At 67.0% G+C, this 18,384-nt stretch carries 16 protein-coding genes and 4 pseudogenes; 11 read left to right on the top strand and 9 right to left on the bottom strand.

Annotated features, from left to right (window positions below):
* Positions 1–165: 165 nt before the first annotated feature.
* Positions 166–336 carry a DUF1059 domain-containing protein gene (locus SY89_RS16260; RefSeq protein WP_080506776.1) on the top strand — a complete coding sequence of 57 codons (171 nt, stop codon included), beginning with the start codon at positions 166–168 and terminating at the stop codon, positions 334–336.
* A 236-nt stretch (positions 337–572) separates the two neighbouring features.
* Here the strand turns inward: SY89_RS16260 and SY89_RS14975 are convergent, their stop codons facing one another.
* Positions 573–1,595, bottom strand: a complete 1,023-nt coding sequence (locus tag SY89_RS14975; RefSeq protein ID WP_054584950.1) for a succinylglutamate desuccinylase/aspartoacylase family protein — start codon at positions 1,593–1,595, stop codon at positions 573–575.
* Between the two features lie 107 nt (positions 1,596–1,702).
* On the opposite strand from SY89_RS14975, the gene SY89_RS14980 reads away from it, so the two are divergent.
* Complete coding sequence (locus tag SY89_RS14980) at positions 1,703–3,025, top strand: putative ATP-dependent zinc protease (RefSeq protein ID WP_054584951.1); 1,323 nt, start codon at positions 1,703–1,705, stop codon at positions 3,023–3,025.
* 24 nt (positions 3,026–3,049) lie between these two features.
* Here SY89_RS14980 and SY89_RS14985 read toward each other — a convergent pair whose 3' ends face one another.
* Positions 3,050–3,598, bottom strand: coding sequence for a hypothetical protein (locus SY89_RS14985; RefSeq protein ID WP_054584952.1), 549 nt, complete (start codon positions 3,596–3,598; stop codon positions 3,050–3,052).
* Positions 3,599–3,732: 134 nt separating this feature from the next.
* Here SY89_RS14985 and SY89_RS14990 point away from each other — a divergent pair, with 134 nt between their 5' ends.
* Both SY89_RS14990 and SY89_RS14995 read left to right on the top strand, forming a co-directional pair.
* A complete protein-coding gene (locus tag SY89_RS14990) occupies positions 3,733–5,040 on the top strand; it encodes an acetamidase/formamidase family protein (RefSeq protein WP_054584953.1) in 1,308 nt (435 codons plus the stop codon).
* A gap of 118 nt (positions 5,041–5,158) precedes the next feature.
* Complete coding sequence (locus tag SY89_RS14995; protein WP_054584954.1) at positions 5,159–5,593, top strand: hypothetical protein; 435 nt, start codon at positions 5,159–5,161, stop codon at positions 5,591–5,593.
* 30 nt (positions 5,594–5,623) lie between these two features.
* Here the strand turns inward: SY89_RS14995 and SY89_RS18840 are convergent, their stop codons facing one another.
* The 4 genes and pseudogenes from SY89_RS18840 to SY89_RS19755 all read right to left on the bottom strand — a co-directional run.
* The gene (locus tag SY89_RS18840) at positions 5,624–6,049 is read right to left on the bottom strand and encodes a sensor histidine kinase (protein WP_054584955.1); all 426 of its coding nucleotides are present in this window, start codon (positions 6,047–6,049) and stop codon (positions 5,624–5,626) included.
* Positions 6,046–6,309 carry a sensor histidine kinase gene (locus SY89_RS18845; RefSeq protein WP_054584956.1) on the bottom strand — a complete coding sequence of 88 codons (264 nt, stop codon included), beginning with the start codon at positions 6,307–6,309 and terminating at the stop codon, positions 6,046–6,048. The genes SY89_RS18840 and SY89_RS18845 overlap by 4 nt, the downstream gene beginning before the upstream one ends.
* A complete protein-coding gene (locus tag SY89_RS19750) occupies positions 6,306–6,716 on the bottom strand; it encodes a GAF domain-containing protein (protein ID WP_394325756.1) in 411 nt (136 codons plus the stop codon). Before SY89_RS19750 ends, SY89_RS18845 begins: the two co-directional genes overlap by 4 nt.
* 36 nt (positions 6,717–6,752) lie before the next feature.
* A pseudogene (locus SY89_RS19755) lies at positions 6,753–8,275 on the bottom strand (PAS domain-containing protein); the annotation flags it as partial.
* 510 nt (positions 8,276–8,785) lie between these two features.
* Here SY89_RS19755 and SY89_RS15020 point away from each other — a divergent pair.
* From SY89_RS15020 to SY89_RS15045, 6 genes and pseudogenes are all read left to right on the top strand, one after another.
* The gene (locus SY89_RS15020; RefSeq protein WP_054584959.1) at positions 8,786–9,460 is read left to right on the top strand and encodes a CPBP family intramembrane glutamic endopeptidase; all 675 of its coding nucleotides are present in this window, start codon (positions 8,786–8,788) and stop codon (positions 9,458–9,460) included.
* A 92-nt stretch (positions 9,461–9,552) separates the two neighbouring features.
* A pseudogene (locus tag SY89_RS15025) lies at positions 9,553–10,133 on the top strand (flavodoxin domain-containing protein).
* Positions 10,130–10,992, top strand: a pseudogene (locus SY89_RS15030) (hypothetical protein). The pseudogenes SY89_RS15025 and SY89_RS15030 overlap by 4 nt, the downstream one beginning before the upstream one ends.
* Before the next feature lie 114 nt (positions 10,993–11,106).
* Positions 11,107–12,414, top strand: coding sequence for an MFS transporter (locus tag SY89_RS15035; RefSeq protein ID WP_054584960.1), 1,308 nt, complete (start codon positions 11,107–11,109; stop codon positions 12,412–12,414).
* Positions 12,411–13,283 (top strand): bactofilin family protein, encoded by an 873-nt coding sequence (locus SY89_RS15040; protein WP_054584961.1) that lies wholly within the window; start codon positions 12,411–12,413, stop codon positions 13,281–13,283. The genes SY89_RS15035 and SY89_RS15040 overlap by 4 nt, the downstream gene beginning before the upstream one ends.
* A gap of 36 nt (positions 13,284–13,319) precedes the next feature.
* Positions 13,320–13,976 (top strand): hypothetical protein, encoded by a 657-nt coding sequence (locus SY89_RS15045; RefSeq protein WP_054584962.1) that lies wholly within the window; start codon positions 13,320–13,322, stop codon positions 13,974–13,976.
* A 34-nt stretch (positions 13,977–14,010) separates the two neighbouring features.
* On the opposite strand, the gene SY89_RS15050 is transcribed toward SY89_RS15045, so the two are convergent.
* The 3 genes and pseudogenes from SY89_RS15050 to SY89_RS15060 form a co-directional block, all read right to left on the bottom strand.
* A complete protein-coding gene (locus SY89_RS15050) occupies positions 14,011–14,271 on the bottom strand; it encodes a hypothetical protein (protein ID WP_054584963.1) in 261 nt (86 codons plus the stop codon).
* 48 nt (positions 14,272–14,319) lie between these two features.
* Complete coding sequence (locus tag SY89_RS15055) at positions 14,320–15,159, bottom strand: ABC transporter permease subunit (RefSeq protein WP_054584964.1); 840 nt, start codon at positions 15,157–15,159, stop codon at positions 14,320–14,322.
* Positions 15,156–16,150: pseudogene (locus SY89_RS15060) on the bottom strand (ABC transporter ATP-binding protein). The gene SY89_RS15055 and the pseudogene SY89_RS15060 overlap by 4 nt, the downstream one beginning before the upstream one ends.
* 221 nt (positions 16,151–16,371) lie before the next feature.
* Here SY89_RS15060 and SY89_RS15065 point away from each other — a divergent pair.
* Positions 16,372–18,375: an SLC13 family permease gene (locus tag SY89_RS15065; protein ID WP_080506777.1), complete on the top strand. Its 2,004-nt coding sequence runs from the start codon at positions 16,372–16,374 to the stop codon at positions 18,373–18,375.
* Positions 18,376–18,384: the final 9 nt, after the last annotated feature.

The following is an 18,384-nucleotide window of genomic DNA, read 5'->3' on the forward strand; positions in this document are numbered from 1 at the left end:
TCGCCCGATCAACGGTGGTTCAGGACCCTGTCGTCGACGACCCACCAGCCTGTGGCCACGGTGTGGATATCCTGTCTCGGCCTACCCATCGGTCGAGTAGGATCGTGTTTTCCGCGAGAGTTGGCCTGCTAACAAGGTCACTCCAGGCCGAAGGAGGGACTGCACATGCCAAACCAGTTTGAATGCAGCGAGTGTGGGTTCATGGTTCGCTCCGAGAACGACGACGAACTGATCGAGTTCGTCCAACAGCACGCTGACGACGCCCACCAGATGCAGGTCGCACCGGACGACGTTCGCGCCGGCTGGGAGAGCGTCGAGATGGGCGCGTCGAACTGAGCCGGCGGCTACCGGCTGGGTTCCGGCGTTATCGAGCCTCCCGAAACCCGTATTTTTGAACGTCTGGGGTGCGAGAGGTACTGTTTACTGCGGACACAGTGGTGTGCGGCGCGGTAGAACTCCGGACACGGTGGGGTGAACTGCGGACATGGTGGGGTCCCAGAACGGGACTCGACTCGGTGAGCCGGCGACGGCCCGGAGTCCGCGGGCACGCGTCGGCCCGGCGCAGGGACCGCCTACGTCGGCCCTTCCGGCATCGTCCCGGCCTGTTCGCGCTCGTAGGCGCGCCGTGTCGGCGCGTCGAGTTCGACCAGGTGGATCAGCGGGTTCCCCGGATACACCACGGGGTTCTCGAGCTTGCCGACGAGCAGTCCGGTAAACGGCGCTTCGACCTCCACGACGGAGGTTTTGAACGGGTTCGAGATGCTGCAGACCACCTCACCCTCGTGGACCAACTCGCCGCTGTCGTAGTGCATGTCGACGAGGCCACCGGCGTCGGCCCGGATCCAAGTCTTCTGGTCGCTGGTGACGATCGTCCGCCAGCCCGGCCAGCTCACTGGGTCGGAAGGGTACACGCCGTACTCCGCGAGCACGCTCGCGACGCCGTCCAGCGCGTCGTCGATGAGTTCCCGTTGGAACCGGTGGGCCTCGCCCATCTCGATCGTGATCGTGGGGACGCCGATGTCGGTCGCCTCGGAGCGAAGCGTGCCCGAGGCGCCGTCGCTGTCGATGATCACGTTCGACCCGTACGCGCGGGCGAGCCGGGGCACGTCGTCGTCGGCCATGTCCGCCCGGACGTGGAGCATGTTCGTGCGGCCGCGGGTCGACGTGTGGAAGTCCAGACCGAGGTCGCAAGGCTCGATGAAGTTCCGAAAGATCTCGTCGGCCATGCGCTTTGCGCTCGTCGAGCCGGCGTTGCCGGGGAACGATCGGTTGAGGTCGCGGTCGTAGACGGGCAGGTATCGCTGCTGGGTGACGAACCCGGGGACGTTCATGACGGGCATGCAGACGAGCGTGCCGTGGAGGTTCGTGTGCGACCACTCGTGGGCGACCTCGCGCACGACCTCGATACCGTTGAGCTCGTCGCCGTGGGAGGCCGCCGAGAGAAACACCGTCGGGCCCGCGTGCTCGCCGTTGATGATCGAGACCGGGATGCGCACCGGATCGCCGAGATACGTCTCACTGATGCTGTACCGGATGTCCGCGCGTTCCCCTGGATCCACCCGGCCACCGTTGTACGTGAACGTCCCCTCGGTCATAGCTGCCTGCTTGGCGGCCGGCGCTTAAAACTGGGGTGACCGGCTTCTCGACGCCAGCACGCCGGCCACCGGCATCGTTTAGTCGCCGTCGTTCGATGTTTCGCGTAATGGACGATTCTGTCTCAGTCGGCGTACTCAGCCTCCACAACAGCAAAGAGACGAAGGCGATCCTGAACGCGGTGGAGGCGCTCGGCCACACGGGCGTCTGGCTGCGCGAGGACAACCTCTGTGTCGACATCGAGGACGGCACCGCGACGCTCGACCCCAACGTCGACGTGATCGCCAACCGACTCCTGCTCTCGAACACCGAACAGCCCGCGGAACTGCTCGGGCTCGCGCTGTCGCTGAGCAACCTCCGGCCGATGCTGAACAGACCGCGGAACGTGCTCACGGCGTTTCACAAGTTCGCGACCGCCACCTCGCTCGTCGACTCGGCGGTCCGACTGCCCGACGCGACGCTCGCACTTGATCCCGACCGACTGAACGGTGAGAAGCCGAAGTACGGCGACGAGGTCGTCTACAAGACCGCCATCGGCACCCACGGCGGCGGCACGTGGAAGATCAGCGCCGACGAACAGGTCAACCCCCGCGTCGGCGACCGGTACGCGTTCCTCCAGGAGCTCGTCGAGCGCGACAGCGACCGGCACCGCGACCTCCGCGTCTACGTCGTCGACGGCGAGGTGGTGGGGACGATGCGCCGGTACGCGCCGGAGAACGACTGGCGGACCAACGTCGCGCTCGGCGGCTCCGTCGAGGGCGTCGACGACCTCCCCACGGCGGCCCGGGAGATGGCGCTGGTGGCAGCCGACAAGGTTGGACTGGACTACGCGGGCGTCGACCTCGTCGAGGGGGAGGAGGGCTGGCACCTGCTCGAAGTCAACCCGACCGCGGGGTTCAAGGGGCTGTTCGAGGCGACCGGCGTGAGCCCGGCGCCCGCCATCGCGAAACTCGCGATCGAGACCGCGGGTGGCGAGGTCGACGACGACCAGGTCACCGAACTCGCAGCCGTGCTCGATGACTCCCAACCCTCGACTGTGGCCACCGAGCCGGAACGGCAGGTGAAGGACGTGACGACGATCGGGTACACCGAAGACGTGCTCGTCTCCGGCACCAGCGGGACCGAGCGCGTCGTCGCCAAGTCCGACACGGGCGCCTCGCGGACGAGCATCGACACGCGCCTCGCCGCGGAGATCGGCGCCGGCCCGATCAAGTCAATGACGAAGATCCGCTCCGGGAGCGTCAAATCCGGGAAGTCCCGACCGGTCGTCGATATCGTCGTCGGCGTCGGCGGGGACCGCCACACCGTCGCGGCGTCGCTGGAGGATCGCGGCCACATGGACTACCCGCTGTTGCTCGGACGGGATATCCTCCAACACTACCAGATCGACGTGCGGCGGCGCTCGGACGGCGACGACTCCGACGAGGAGTAGGTCCCGGGGGCACCTCGCGGCCGGTCACAGCGCGGCCAGCGACCGAACCGCGCCGATCACGAGCCGGTCGAGCGCGTGGGTCGCCGTGCTGTAGGCGACGAAGAAGACCACCATCACGACCACGCCGATCAGGTCGATCCCGCCGGGGTCGACAGTGGCGACGGCGGGGATCAGCGACTGAATCACCGCGACCGCACGCTCGAACGTCAGCGCCGCGACGCCGGCACCGACGGCCAGCGCCACGAGGTAGCCCAGCGTCCGCAGCGGGGCGGGGGTCACACGTGACCAGCCGCGCACCCGTGGCTGGCCGGCCACGATCCCTCGCGCCGCGAGTTGGCGGCGGAGCTCGTCGACGACGGTCACGACGAGGACGATCCACAGCAGCGCCGCCAGCGTGAAGCCGACGAACGACGGCGAGAAGTCGAGCACCGTCCCCGAGAACACCTCGACGACCGCGGGCGTTACGCGATCGACGAGCACGTAGAACAGCACGTACCCGAGCGCAGCCTCGAGCGGCCCGTACGCGGGGAACCGCTCGTCGGGGGTCGGCTCCCGCGTAGTACCGGCCTGCATGCTCGTTCTTGGAGGCGCGAAGCAATCAATACTACGACATTCTCGCCGGGCGGCTCCAGATCCGGGCTCGCACGCCGCTCACAGCTGTCACGGGCGGCGAACTTATGCTGAGCCGCACCCAACGTTAGTGTGGTATGTCTCAACAAGAAGTGGACCAGGAGCTGTACGTCGATCAGTACACGCTCGGGCTCGTCGGGCCGGACCAGGAGTGGGCCGGCACCGTCGCCGACGGCGGCACGGTCACCACGTACACCCCGCCGGGCTGCTGGGGCCCGATGATCACGCCCTCGTTCCGCGGCGGCCACGAGGTGACCCGGCCGATCCGCGTCGAGGGCGCCGAGGTCGGCGACGCCGTCGCCATCCACATCCGCGACGTGGAGGTGACGAGCATGGCGACGAGCACGGGCTCGATGGCCGAACGCGAGGGCGCGTTCCAGGACGACCCGTTCGTCGACCACCGCTGCCCGGAGTGCGGGACGACGTGGCCCGACTCGGTCGTCGAGGGGACCGGCGAGGACGCCATCCGGTGTGCGGAGTGTGGCGCGAACGCCTCCTCGTTCGGCTTCGAGTACGGCTACACGGTCGCGTTCGACCACGAGAACGCGGTCGGGATCACCCTCGACAAGGACGGCGCCCACGAACTCGCGACGAACGCCGAGGAGGTGATGGACATCCCCGAGAACTCCCGCCAGCACCCGATCCTGCTGTACGAGCCCGACGGGATGCCCGGGACGCTCGGGCGGCTCCGGCCGTTCATCGGCAACGTCGGCACGACCCCGTCGGTCACGATGCCCGACTCCCACAACGCCGGCGACTTCGGGCAGAACCTCATCGGCGCCGAGCACGACTACGGCGTCAACACCGAGGAGGACCTCGAGAAGCGGACCGACGGCCACATGGACATCCCCGAAGTCCGGGCGGGCGCGACGCTGATCTGCCCGGTCGATATCGACGGCGCGGGCATCTACGTCGGCGACCTCCATGCCAACCAGGGCGACGGCGAGCTCTCGCTGCACACGACCGACGTGAGCGGCACCGTCACGATGGACGTGGAGGTGATCGAGGACCTCGACCTCGACGGGCCGATCCTGCTGCCCAACGAGGAAGACCTGCCGTTCATCAGCCAGCCCTACAGCGACGACGAGCGCGACGCCGGCCGCGACCTCGGCGCCGACCACGGCGTCGACGTGGAGACGGACATGGGGCCGATCCAGGTGGTCGGCTCGGGCGCGACGGTCAACGACGCCACCCAGAACGCGTTCGACCGGGCGTCGACGCTGCTGGAGATGAGCGAGGGCGAGATCCGCGCCCGCTGTACGTTCACCGGCGGCGTCCAGATCGGTCGCCTGCCGGGCGTCGTCCAGCTCGACATGCTCGTGCCGATGGAGATCCTGGAGGACCGCGGGATGGCCGACCTCGTCCGCGACCAGTACGGTCTCTGAGAGGCCGGCCGCCGGTGTCACCTTCTTTCGGGCTCGGTCGCGGCGCGAACTGAGTCAGCCCGAGGCTGTCAGCGACCAGCCGCGAAACCGACTTGGTCCCGGCCGCCGACCAGCCTGTATGTCCCCGACTCAGCGTGCGCTCCTCCTCGGCGATCGGTCCCAGCGGAACCTCGACATCCTCGGCGCCGTCGTCCTCTTTCTCGGGACGTTCGTCGCGTACGCGATCGACCTGTTCAGCGTCGCGGGCGGCATCGTCGTCCTGCCGTTCGACGCGACGCTCGTCGGCGTCGCCGCCGCCGGCCTGATCGGCTACGGTCGGGGGGCGCTGCTCCCCGCGTGGCTCTCCACGCTCGCTCCCTATCTGGGGTTTCACGCCGAGTGGGGCCTGTTGAGCCTGTCAAGTCACTTGCTCCCGGGGAAGCTCGCCTTTCTGTTCGACCCCGTGAGTCTCGGTGTGTTCGCGCTGGCGTCGATGCTCGTCGGGAGCGTCGCGTTCGGCGCGGGCTACCTGCTCCGCGTCGGCGTCGACCGGCTCCGGGCGTCCCTGGCGTAGGAACTGCCAGCCGGCAGTTCGAGGACCTCGTCACTCGTCCGCGAACGACACGTCGGTGATCTCGAAGCGAGCGCCGCCTGCCGCCCCCTCGCGAACCGTGATCTCCCAGTCGTGGGCGTTGACGATCTGTTGGACGATTCGCAGCCCGAAGCCGGTGCCGCGATCGCTCGTCGAGTAGCCCACCTCGAACACGTCCTCGCGGGCGTCGGCGGGGATCCCGGGGCCGTCGTCTTCGACGTAGAAGCCGTCAGCTAGCTCGCCGACCGATACCGACACGTCGTCCCCGGCGTGTTCGACGGCGTTGCGAATCAAGTTCTCAAACAGCTGGTGGAGGCGGGTTCGATCCGCCAGAATCGCCCGACTGCTCTCTACTTCGAGTGTTGCATCGGCCGTCGCCACGGTCTCCCAACAGTCGTCGGCGATGGTGTCGAGGGAAACGGGGCTGATGTCGCTCACGACCTCCCCTGGCGGGCGAGCGTGAGCAGGTCGTCGATCAGGGCGTTCATCCGTTCGTGTGCCCGTTCGACCGCGTCGAGATGCTCCAACTCGCCGGTCTCCTGGGCTAGTTCGACCCGTCCCTCGGCGACGTTTAACGGGTTCCGCAAGTCGTGCGAGACGATGCTGGCGAACTCTTCGAGCCGTTGGTTCTGCACCGTCAGTTCGCGTTCTCGAGCCCGGCGCTGCTCCATCTCCTCGATCTGCTCGAACGCGCTCACGAGGCTGCCGGCCAGGATCTGGCCCAGTACGAGGTCTTCCTTGTCGAACGTGTTGGGGGTCGGGGAGGCGGCGACGGCGATCCCGTACTCCCCAGCGGGAGATGCAGTTCGCTGCGAAGTGGGCTGTCCGGGTTGTAGATATCCGGATCGTCGTGGGTGTCATCGACGGCGAGGGCGTCGTTGTCCTCGAAGACGCGCCACGCGATGCTGTCGTCCGCGGTGAACGTCGGTGGCTCACCGATGAGGTCGAACAGTGAATCCGTCCCGGCGACGGGGACCAGCGCCGATCGATCGTCGTCGACGAGGTGGATCGCGTTCGCCTCGAGACCCAACACGTCCCGGGCGGCCTCGACGCCGATCTCGGCGATCTCCTGCCGAGATTCCGCCTGAATTAGCTCCTGAGCCATCTCGCTGAGCGCCGCGAGCCGGGACTCGTACGCCCGCTGCTCGGTGATGTCTCGATACGTCCAGAGATGCCCCTTCCCGTCGGGGAGTTCGATCGGCTCGTGAGTTCTGACGAACGTTCGCCCGTTGGCGAGATCGAGTGTTTCCTCGTGGACGGCGATGTCCGCCGTGACGATCTCGTTAATCCGGTCGACGAACGCCTCGGGGTCCTCGAACTGCTCGCTGACGGCCTCGGCGATCTCTTCACAGTCGGATCCGACAGTCTCCGCCGGGGAACCGGGGAAGTCGAACAGCTCTAACATCCGGTCGTTCACTGCCAACACCTCACGGTCCTCGCTTTCGGCGATGATTCCCACCGGAAGCGTATCCAACAACGTCGAGAAGACGGCGTTCGTCCACTCGAGTTCCTGCTTTTGGGCGCGCTCCCCGCTGATGTCACGAAGGATGCCGACGAACCAGCGCTCCTCCTCGTAGGCGACTTCGCCGAACGTGACGCCCACCGGGATCGGCGAGCCGTCCCGATGTTGGGCTTCGAACTCCGTGTACCCCCAATCGAGCGTTTTCTCGCCGCTCCGGAGATACTCCTCGAACCCCGACCGGTGGCGTTCGGCGACGGCGTCGCTCATGAGCTTCGTCAGCGGCTCGCCGGTCAGTTCCGCCGGCGAGTAGCCGAACGTCTCTTCCACGGCCGGATTCACCGACTGGACGACGTTCGACTCGTCGATGGTGATGATCGTGTTGCTCGCCGACTCGATGACTTCGCGATGGCGTTCGAGCTCTTTCCGCTGTGTTCGGCGCTCGGTGATGTCCTGAAACTGTGAGAAGATCGCGACCACGTTGTCGCTGTCGTCAGTCACGATGCGATTGTGCCACTCACAGATGATCCGTTCGCCGTCCTTTCGGACGTTCTCGTTGATGCTGTGGTACCCGCCGTCCCCTCCAACAACGCGTCGACGACGGTCTCAACCGTCTCCTGGTCCGAGTCACTGACGATCTTTTCCACCGGCTCCCCGAGGAGTTCGGACTCGTCGTAGCCGAGGATCTCTTCGGCTGCCTCGTTGAGCCGGGCGAACTCGAACTCTTCGGTCCACTCGACGACGCCGAGCGGTGACTGCTCGAAAAACAGCGAGAGGCGTTTCTGACTGGCTTCGAGCGCACGCGTCGATCGGTACTGTTCGACGGCGTTCGTGATCCGGTTCGCCAGCACCGCGTACTGGCTCGTACCGCCTTCCTTCTGCAAGTAGTCGGTTACCCCCGCGGATATCGCCTCGCTCGCGACCTCCTCGGAGCCCTTGCCGGTGTAGAGGATGAACGGGAGATCTGGGAAATCCGCACGGACCGTTTCGAGGAACTCGATCCCGTCCGTCTCGGGCATGTCGTAATCGGAGACCACACAGTCGATGTCCTGTGCGCCCAAGACGTCGATGGCGTCGTCGGGACTGGTCGCCGTCGCCACCGAGAGCCGGTCGTCCTCACGCTCGAGCGACAGCGCAACGAGTTCCCCGAGATCCGGGTCGTCGTCGACGTGGAGGACCCGGATCGTGTCGGTTGCGAACGTCATGGGTTCCAGCGCATTACGCACCCATGACTAACGCGGGGGGTAATAGTTTTACGCGGATTCAGGCGGCTCTATTGGGCGAACCGCAGGGGACGAGGACCTGATTCATGGGTCTGCCCGTCCCCCGAGTGTCGTCGAGGCAAAACTGAACGGCCGGCGGGGCCGTGAATCTGTGCCGTGGAGGGGGTTAGAACGGGGTCCCTCGACAGTTCGGCCCGAACTCCGAAGAGTGTAGTGTCCAGCTCGGCGGCACGGAGGCTTAAGTAGGCGCTCCATGAGAGCAAACGTCATGAGTAACACAGTTCGCTCGTGGATCGATCGCCACCGCCTCCTGAGCTTCGTTGCGATCGCGTACGTCTTCACCTGGACGATTCAGGGGGCGCTCGCGTATTCAGGCATGGAAGCGTCGTGGACGCACTCGATCCTGATCGGGTTGGGCGGGTTCGGCCCGCCGATCGGCGCCGCCGTCGTCATCTGGGCGTCCGGGGAAGCCTCCGCACCTGGGTCGGCCAGATGTTCAAGTGGCGTATCGGCGCGAAATGGTGGGCGCTGGCGCTCGGGCTCCCGCTCGTCATCCTCTCACTCGGCGTGGCGCTGTTCGTCCTCGCTGGCGGCCCGATCGATCTCACCGAGTTCGAGTCGCCGTTCATCTACCTGTTCGCGATGGCGTGGGGTACCGTCTGGGGTGGCGGGCAAGAAGATCTCGGGTGGCGCGGGTTCATGCTGCCCATTCTCCAAGACTCCTACAGCGCGCTCGCGTCGAGCGCGATCGTCGGCGTCACCTGGGCCGCGTGGCATCTCCCACTGTTTTTGAACGCGACGACGACGCACGGCGGCTGGCCGCTCTCACAACAGCTCCTCTGGCTGGTCTCGATCTTCGCTGGCTCCATCCTCTGGACGTGGATGTACAACAGCACCGGCGGGAGCGTACTCGCGGTCGCGGTGTTCCACGCCGGCGTCAACGCGATGGGGATCTTCCACCCCGCCGACCAGGATGCGCTCGTCCCGAACGGTGTCCCCGACCCGTGGCTGAACCTCCTCGCCGAGATTACGGGGGCGCTCCCGCTCGTGCTGATCGCGCTGGTTCTGGTCGCCGTTTACGGGCCCAAACGGCTCGCCGCCCGTGAGCCACCGACGCCCCAACATGCTGGAGTTCCGGCGGAGCCGGAATCGGCGGCCGCGGAGTAGCCCACCCAGCCTCGACGGCGTGACTCGGGTGAGCAAGGGGACAGCTACTGTTAATGTACTTCCGCACGATATTTCGGCTGAGGTACACACAGATGAGCGCCATTCTGATACTCTACGGGACTGGTGAGGGGCAAACGGCGAAGATCGCCGAGCAGATCGCCGCCACGCTGGATGCGCGGGGCCACGAGCCGACGACCGTGAACGTCCGTGACCCCCGGACGCGTTCTCGCTAGGGGAGTACGACGCCGCCGTGGTGGGCGGGTCGATCCACGTCGGCAAACACCAGGACGACCTTCGCGAGTTCGTCAGCGAGCACCACGAGGCGCTCGCTGAGATGCCGACCGCGTTCTTCCAGGTGTCGCTGTCGTCGGCGACGGAGGAGAACCGCGAAGCGGCTGCCGGCTACGTCGAGACGTTCATCTCGGATACCGGATGGCATCCGGACCGGATCGCACAGTTCGGCGGCGCGCTCCGGTTCTCCGAGTACGGCTTTCTCAAACGCCTCATGATGAAGCGGATCGCGAAAGATCTGCTTGAGGAGGAAACGTCGACATCGAGTGATGTCGAGTTCACCGACTGGAACGCCGTCGACGCGTTCGCGGCGGATGTCGCGTCGTTCGTCGAAGGGCGACTGGGCGTGCCGCCGGACGAGGCGGAGCCAGCCGGAAGATGACCACGACACAGTCACCCGGATGGCTCAGTCGCCCGTACGTGGTGGCGTCGACGCTCACGCTCGTTCTCGCCGTCGTCGCGACCGTCGTCGGGCTGTTCGTCCCGGGGTTCTACCGGGACGCGCCGGTGCTCCTTCCCCAACTGTACGGCCAGGACCTCCTGACGCTCGTCGTCGCCGTGCCCGCCCTCGCCGGCAGCCTCTACGCGGCGTACTCGGGCTCACTTCGTGGCTACGTCGTCTGGCTGGGGGTCACGGGCTACGTTCTCTACACGTACGCGTCCTACGCGTTTCTCACCGCGTTCAACGAGCTGTATCTGGTGTACGTCGCGCTGTTCGGGCTGTCGCTGTTCACGCTGATCGGCGGCGTCACCCGCGTCGATCCGTCGGCGCTACAGGCCGCACTCGACGACCACCCGGTTCGTGGCTACGTCGCGTTCCAACTCCTCGTCGCCGGGCTCGTCGCGCTCCTGTGGCTCGGTGAGGTCGGCCCCGCCAGCCTCGCCGGCACCAGACCCCCGAGCATCGCCGAAACGACGCTGCCGGTCCCCGTGATCCAGTCGATGGATCTGGCCGTCGTCGTTCCGGCCTTTGCCCTCTCGGCAGCGCTGCTCTGGAAGCAGCGCGTGTGGGGCTACGTGTTCACCGGCGTCCTCCTCGTCAAGGGGACGACGCTCGGGCTCGCCGTGCTCGCCATGATCGTGTTCCTGCTCCGGGACGGCCAGCCGGTCCCCTCCCGCAAATCGTCATCTTCGCGGTGCTGAGTGCCACTGGGCTCGCCCTCGTCACGCGATTCGTCCGCGCGATCCCGGGGCGCTTCGGCCCGGCGCGAGCGCACGGCGACGCCGACGCGCCGACGTAGGCGGCTTTCTGCGCTGGTCCACCGACGACAGGAGCGCGCGAGCGCCTCGACATCGCGGAATCCGGCACCGTGTTTAATACATGTGCGACGAGACCACGGAGCAAGACCCACCGAATGGAGCTTCTCACGCATCTCCGGCGGCGTCGATGGCCGACAGTGGCCGGCTACGGGCTGTTCGTCGCGCTGATGGTCGCCGGCTACTACTACAACATAACGTTCGTCCAACTGGGGCTGATCGATCTCGGCACCCGCCTCGTCGGGCTGTCCGAGACCGCGGTCTCGATGTGGATGGCGACGCTCGCGCTGGTAACGCTCGTCGTCGCCGTGTTGACTGGCGTGACGATGGATCGACGGGGATGGAGCAACCAGTTCCGCACGAAACTGCAGCTCCTGTTCGGCGTCGTCTGCGTCCAGTTCGTGCTCACGTTCGTCGCGCCGATGATCCGCACTGTTCCGGCGTTCGGTGTCTGGATCGTCGTTGCGTCGATCGGCCTCGGCGTCGGCTTTCCGGTCTCGTTCGCGCTCGCGATCGATCTCGTGCCCGTCCCGGACCGCGGCTACGTCGCCGCCGGGATCACCGCGATCGCGTACTTTATCGCGAACGCGATCCCGCTCTCGTGGTCGATCGACGTGTTCAGTCGGCTGATGGTCGTCGCGATGGCGCCGGGGATCGTCGTGCTGGCCGTCCTCTCGTTTACCAGCTTCGACCGCCTCGACGCGATCCTCGACGCCCTGGCGTCGCAGTCCGACTCGTTCGGCACTGGGCGGTTCTGTGACGACGAGCCGGTTCGAGCGCGGCAGCTATCGTTTGTCGTTCCGGTCGTCCTGATGTTCGGCGTGTTCTTCATCGACAGTCTCGGCTTCCTCCGGATCATCGACACGCCCTCGCTCCTGTTGAGCTCCTGGCAGTCGCCCCAGCTCTCGACGCGCCTGTTCATCGCCGTCGCCCACGTCGTCGGGGCGGTGCTGGCCGGCGTCATCTACGCCAACTACTCGCTCTCGCGCATCTTCCTCTGGACGTTCGCGCTGTTCGCCCTCACGCACGTGATGTACACCTCCGACCTGCGGTTCGCCGCGGTGTTCCCCTCGATCGCCGGCGACGGGACCTCGCCGCTGAACCCCGCCCTGTACGCGATCGCCGTCAGCTTCTACACGACGCTGAACTTCGCGCTCTGGCCCGATCTCTCGACGCCCGAGACGATCGGTACCCACGCCGCGATCGGGATCGGCGTCGCCGGGTGGCTCGCCACGTTCTCCAGCACGGCGCTCGCGCTGTACTTCCAGGCCGCCGAACTCACCCTCCTCTCACACCTGAACGTGGTGCAAGCGCTCTCCTTGCTGCTCCTGTTCGGGCTCGCGGTCGGGTTGTACGCGAGGCGGATGGTCGATCTCGCCCGGGCGGGTGGGGAGGTGGGCGCATGACACCGACAGAAGCGATCCCGTTGCTCGTCGTCGTCCTCCTGCTGGTCTCGATCGGCGGCGGTGACGTGGGGGCGATGTCGGTGACGTTCGAGGGCGACCACGAGGTCGACACGCGCGCGGACGTCCACGTCGTCGCCGGCGGGACTACTACCGTCCCGGACGACGCGACCCTCGACGGTGACGTGTACGTGATCGGCGGCACTGCGGCCGTCGACGGCACGGTCGACGGCGACGTGACTCTGCTCAACGGCAACCTTTCGGTCAGCGATGGCGCGACCGTCACCGGAACCGTCCAGTCGTACTCGGGGTCGGCGACCGTCAGCCCCGAGGCATCGGTCGGGCGAGTGTCGCAGTTCGAACCTCCCACGCCGTCGAGTTCGCCAACCCAGCGCGTCGGCGGGTTCCTCCTCCAGTTTCTCGGACTCGCCGCCTTCGGCTGGTGGCTGGTCGAGCGACACCCACGCGTCGTCGCCAACGTCGGCGCGGCCATCAGCGACCACGCGCTCGTCAGTGGCGCCGTCGGCAGCCTCGGGGCGACGAGTCTGCTCGTCCTCTTCGTGTACATGGCGTTCACCCTGATCCTGCTCCCGCTGGCTATCGTCGGCCTGATCGCCGAGTTCCTGGTCATCCTCTACGGGCAGGCCGCCTTCGGCTACCTCATCGGGACGCGGCTCCCGATCGAGCGCGACGGCGTCGCGACGGTCGCCGGCATCGGCGCCTTTCTGCTCCTCCTCGAACTCCTGGGCGCCGTCCCGTATCTCGGCGGGATCGCCCAGGTCGCCCTCGCCGTGGTCGGGTTCGGTGCCGTCCTGAACAGCTACTTCGGCCTCCAGCGGTTCGAACCCGTCACCATCCCGGGAGGGTCGTAGCCACGTATTTGTCAACAGCGTACAACTGGTGGCAGTATGGCTCCGGAACACGCGACTGGCCCGGTCGGGCGGCTCGCGACGCGGCTCGGGCGGTACATCAATCACGACGACGTGTTCGTCCGGTTCGTCGCCCTCTGGCTCGTCGTCGCTGGCGTGTTCACGACGGCGTGGGTTCTCAGCTACCTGTTCCTCCCGCAGGGCATTCTCCGTGGTGGGAACCCCACCGCCTCGCGGGCGTACGCGGGCTCAGTTTCACGGGAGTTCCTGACTCTGTTCGGGTGGAACGTAGCGATCTCCCTGGTCGCCGTCGCCGCGAACACGTTCCGGTCGGTGCACACGCCGCTCGGCTACGTCGTCCAAGTCGTCCAGGCGCCCCGCTACGGCGCAGTCTGGGGGACCGGCTCGCTCGCCATCGGGACGGGCGAGCGTATCGTGCCGTCCCTGGCCGTTCTCGTCGAGCGCAGCGGCCCAATGGAGATCACGGCGATGGTGGCGATCGTCGTCGCGACGCGGGGCGTGATGGTCTGGCACCAGAAGTCCGGGCCGCGGTGGAAAGAGGAGTTCGAACGCGTCCGCTCTCCCAGGGACTGGTCGCTGACGCGCGGGGAGTGGGCGCTGCTGGTCGGCGGCTACCTCCTGTTGGCGATCGCGTGCTACCGTGAGGCGGTCGCGATCGCCCTGGTGGCCGGGTGAGGGATGTGGACTGAAACGCGATGGGCCCGGAGCGCTATTCGTCGGCGAGCTGGATGCCACGCGCGATGACGTAGATCAACACGATCCCGGTGCCGAGAGCGAGAACGAACTGCGAGAGGATCGTGAACAGCCCCGCGAACACCGTGCTGCCACCGGCCAGCAGCCCGAGCAAAAACACGAGCACTGCCGCCGCCCCGAACAGCACGATGAGCGCGGCGAGCGGGAACAGCTCCGCGCGGATCTGACCGAGGTCCAACTCGCCCGATTCCTGGTCGATGAAGGGTTGTGACGACATAGTTGTTCTATGCTGACAAACCGTATATAGCCACAGGGCCCCGAAACCCTAGCTCAGGTCCGCACGACGGAACCGTAGATACCCGACGGCGAGCGGCACGACGGCCCACGCGACCAAGATGCCGAGGAACACCGCCGGGTCGAGGTACGCCGGCGCCGGGCCGCCGAGTCGTGCTTCCACGGCAGTGCCGGCTCCGAGCAACTGCCGCTGGACGAGCGCGTTGTACGCGCCGGTCGGGCTGAACCCCTGGAGGAGCAGGAACCACGCCGGGACTTCCTGGCCGGGCATCTCGCCGGTGACCAACAAGTGAACGGCGTTGGGCGCCAGATCCCACAGCAGCGTCAGGCCGAGGTAGGCGGTGATCGCCAGCGTCATCGCTCGCGAGCGCGTCGACGTGACGGCGGAGATCCCGATCGCGATGCCGACGAACGCGACGCCGAGCAGCACCGTCAACGCCGTCGTCCCGGCGAACGCGCTCACGGGGAGACCGCCGTACAGCGCTGCCGTGGCGACGCCGGAGACGACGAACCCGAGCGTGAGTCCGATCGCCACCACGCCGCTCCGGCCGAGAAACTTCCCGAACAGCAGTTCGCCCCGTGACGGCGGGAGCCCGAGAATCACCTTCAGGCTACCCGACTCCCGTTCACCGGCGATCGCGAGATAGGCGGCGATCAGCGCCATGATCGGGACGAGAATCCCCGCGAACTGCGAGGCGCCGCCGATCGCCATCTCGGGACCGCCGTCGGCGCCAGGAACGAGGAGGGAGATGCCCGCGGACAGCGACGTCATCACCGCGATGATGGCCACGATCCCCCACATCATTCGGGACCGGAGCGCGTCGGCGAACTCCTTGCGGGCGATCGTCAGCCAGATCGGCTCGGGCGTCATCGCTCGCCCTCCGGGGCGTCGCCCTGGCGGGGCGCGTCGCCGGTGTAGGCGCTGAACAGATCCTCCAACGACGACTCCTCGATCGTCACGTCGAGTACCGCCGCCCCGTCGCTCCGTACTTGGTCGATCACGTCGACTTTCGCCGTCGCCTCGTCGACCCGGACACGGATGGTTCGGTCGTCGACGGCCACCTCGGAGACGCCGTTGATCTCCGCAAGCGTCAGCGAGTCCGGCACGGCATCGACCGTGAGGGTCACCGTCGATCCCGTGCCGAGCGCGTCGCGGAGCCCGTCGATCGAGTCGACGGCGACGAGCTGGCCACGGTTGAGGATGCCGACGCGATCACAGACCGACTCGACCTGGCTGAGGATGTGGCTTGAGAAGAACACCGTCTTCCCCCGGTCGGCGTGATCACGAGCGATCTCCCGGACGAGGCGAACGCCGTTGGGGTCGAGTCCCGACGACGGTTCGTCGAGGATGAGCAGCTCCGGATCGCCGACGAGCGCGATCGCGAGCGCCAACCGTTGCATCATCCCCTTCGAGTAGCCACCGACGACCCGCTCGGCAGCCGTCTTGTCGAGGCCGACTCGATCGAGGAGGTCGTCGACGTCGTCGCTCGCTCGTTTCAGCGAGATCGCGTACTCGAGATGTTTTCGGCCGGAGAGCCGGTCGTAGAGCCCGTACCCGTCCGGGAGGATGCCGACCCGTTCGTGGATCGCCCGCGTCTCCTGCTGAGCGTCGAACCCGAGCACCGTCGCAGTCCCGGCCGTCGGCCGGACGTAGTCCATGATCACGTCGATCGTGGTGGACTTGCCGGCGCCGTTGGGGCCGAGGAAGCCGAATATCTCCCCTCGTACACCGTTAGGTCGACCCCGTCGACGGCCAGCACGTCCTCGCCGTAGCGTTTCGTCAAACCCGTCGTCTGGATGGCGATCGGCTCGTCGGCGACCGACACCTCCGCGTCTGCTTGTGAACGAAAACCCGTATCCATACTGTCCGTACGGAGGGAGCCGCGAAAATACTACCCTCTGGGTCGCAGCCGCTGAGAGAGCACCGGAGGGGGAGGGAGACTGCCGGCGGTTCTGCGCATCCGGATACCGACTATCGACGCGAGAGAGACACGCAACCGGCTGGCAGATGGCTCGCGCCCGCCGGCCTCGACGGCCCCGGTGGAGGGCAACAGTGAAGGGACCGTCCCGAGTCGTGCCAGCCATGCCGGTCGAACTGTCGGGGGTGACCGTCGTTTTCCTCCTCATTCTCGCCGTGTTGGTGGCGTTCGTCACCGAGGTGGTACCGAACGACGTTACCGCGATCAGCGTGGTTGCCGCGCTCGTCATCCTCGAACCGTGGACCGGTGTGGGCACCCGCGCCGCGATCTCGGGGTTCGCCAACCCGGCGACGGTGACCATCATGGCGATGTACATGCTCAGCGCGGGCGTCCAGAACACCGGGATCGTCCAGCGGCTGGGCGTCTACCTCGCGGGGTTCACTGCCGGCCGGGAGTTCCGCGCGCTCGTCGCCACCGTCTGCACGACCGGGCCTATCGCCGGCTTTGTCAACAACACGCCCGTCGTGGCCGTCTTCATCCCGATGGTCACTGATCTCGCCGAGAACGCGCAGATCAGCCCGTCGAAACTCCTCCTGCCGCTCTCTTACGCCGCCATCCTCGGCGGCACGCTCACGCTCGTGGGAACGTCGACGAACATTCTGGCCGGCGACTTCGCGCGGCTGCTCATCGACGGCCGCGACGGCATCGGGATGTTCGAGTTCACGAGCCTCGGCGTCGTCCTGCTCGGGGTCGGCCTGGCGTACCTGCTGACGGTCGGCAGGCGACTCACGCCCGCACGGGTGGCCGTGGACAGCGACCCGGTCACGGAGTTCGATCTCGACAACTACCTCACGTTCATGGCCGTCCGACCGGAATCCGCCGCCGTCGGCATGAGCGTCGAGGCGTTCGACGCCGCCCATCCGGAGGTCAGGATCCTGCAGGCCCGCCGCGACGGCTCCGCCTACGCGGGGCCACACTCCGACCGCGTGCTCGAAGCGGGTGACGTGCTGGTCGTCCACGGCTCCGTCCAGGCGGTCAACCGGTTCCGCGAGGCGGCCGGGCTCGCCCACCGCGCCCGCGAGGCGGTGACTGGGGAGACGTTCGAGTCGGCGGCCACCGACGGCACGCTCGCGAAAGCGGTCGTCCCGGACGACTCGCCGTTCGTGGGCGAGACCGTCAGCGAGACCGGGCTCCACGACTACCACGAGACGAGCGTGCTCGCCGTGCGCCGCGGGGGCGACCTGTTCCGGACGGAGCTCGCCGACCGCACGCTGCAGGCGGGCGATCTCCTGCTCGTGCGGACGACCCCCGCGTCGATCCGGTACTTCACCGACACGGGCGATCTCGTCATCGCCGACGAGCGGGCGCTCGACCACCTGATGAGTACGGATATCGACGAGCTCGCCCCGCTCTCGCCGCAGACGCCGCTGGCTGTCGGGATCCTGGGCGGCGTCGTCGGTGCCGCCGCGCTGGACCTCCTCCCGATCGTGATCGCGGCGCTCGCCGGCGTCGTCGCGATGGTGGTCACGGGCTGTCTGACGACCGCGGATGCCTACGACGCCGTCTCTTGGAACGTCATCTTCCTGCTGGCGGGCGTGATCCCGCTCGGGATCGCGCTGGAGTCGACAGGCGGCGCGGCGGTGATCTCGGAACTGCTCGTCGCGACCGAGCGCGTCCTCCCGCTGCTCGGCGTGCTGTTCGTCCTGTACCTCGTTGCCAGCCTTCTGGCGAGCGTCATCACGTCGGTCGCGACGGCGGTGCTGATGATCCCGGTCGCCGTCGACGCGGCCGCACGGCTCGGCGCCAACGAGTTCGCGTTCCTGCTCGCGGTGATGTTCGCGTCGTCGACGTCGTTCATGACGCCGGTGGGCTACCAGACGAACTTGATGGTGTACGGTCCGGGTGGCTACGAGTTCACCGACTTCCTGCGAGTCGGCGGCCCGCTCCAGCTGCTACTCGCTGTCGTCGCGACGGCCGGGATCGCCGTCATCTGGGGGTCTAGCGGGGATGTCGTCGACGGCGTGTTCCTGATCGAGGCGGGGCGATCGTTCGAAACGTATTTTCCGTTAGTGGGTTCCCGCTGCCAACCAATATTGGCTGCCTGGCAGTTAGCGATGCGACTACGGGTGAAGACGACCGTATCCTGTCCTCCTCACCGACGATATTAACTCCATGTA

The organism is Halolamina pelagica (genome assembly GCF_001307315.1).
Lineage (GTDB): Archaea > Halobacteriota > Halobacteria > Halobacteriales > Haloferacaceae > Halolamina > Halolamina pelagica_B.